This window comes from Vibrio sp. 970, from assembly GCF_033339075.1.
On the sequence record NZ_JAWOTW010000164.1, the window covers coordinates 1 to 858 of the forward strand.

Here is an 858-nt window from a genome sequence, read left to right on the forward strand (position 1 = left end):
TGTGGTGAAACCAAAGTGGGTCGTTTCGTTCTCTAACGCTGTATTGGATTGCAAACTTGTGTCCGTCATTCTAATTCCTCTTGGGCAGCACTTGTTCACTACAGGGCGTTTGCTGACAATGAAAGTCGCCCTCTGTACTGCGGGCGATTAGTTTACTTTATCCTCAGCCGGATGTCTTTCTACTAACGATTCATTTGGTGATTCATTTTCTGAAAATGCATCACTTTGCGCCAACTGCGCAAGGTCAGAAGAAATCGGTCGTTTGATTTCAACCCCCAACTGTCTAAAGCTTTCTGCTTGACGAATCACGTTGCCACGGCCTGTCGCCAGCTTGTTCATAGCGCCTTGATAGGTTTGGTTCGCTCGGTCTAATGCGCCGCCCAACCCTTCCATATCATCGATGAATAAACGCAGCTTGTCGTACAGTTTGGTGGCGCGCTGGGCGATCAGTTTGGCGTTTTCATTCTGACGTTCGTTGCGCCATAAATTGTCGATGGTGCGCAGTGCCACCAGCAACGTGGTTGGGCTAACCAAGATGATGTTTTGCTCCATCGCGTCTTTGATCAAGCTTGGGTCAGCTTGAATCGCCACTTGGAACGCCGGCTCTACCGGAATAAACATCAGCACATAATCGAGACTTTGGATGCCTTTGAGCTTGTGGTAATCCTTCATGCTCAAACCTTTGATGTGCGCACGCAGTGCGGTGAGGTGAGCATTTAACGCGCGGTCGCGTTCAGCATCCGTTTCGGCATTGAAGTAGCGCTCGTACGCCACCAATGCCATTTTCGAATCGACCACCACTTGCTTGTTTTGTGGCAAATGCACAATCACATCTGGTTGGTAACGCTTGCCCGCTTC

At 49.5% G+C, this 858-nt stretch carries 1 protein-coding gene; it reads right to left on the reverse strand.

The window, feature by feature from the left end; genetic code table 11:
• Nucleotides 1-147 precede the first annotated feature (147 nt).
• Nucleotides 148-858 (reverse strand): DNA recombination protein RmuC (gene rmuC, locus R7Q11_RS25435; protein WP_225466908.1); only part of this gene is annotated, 711 nt, incomplete at its 5' end.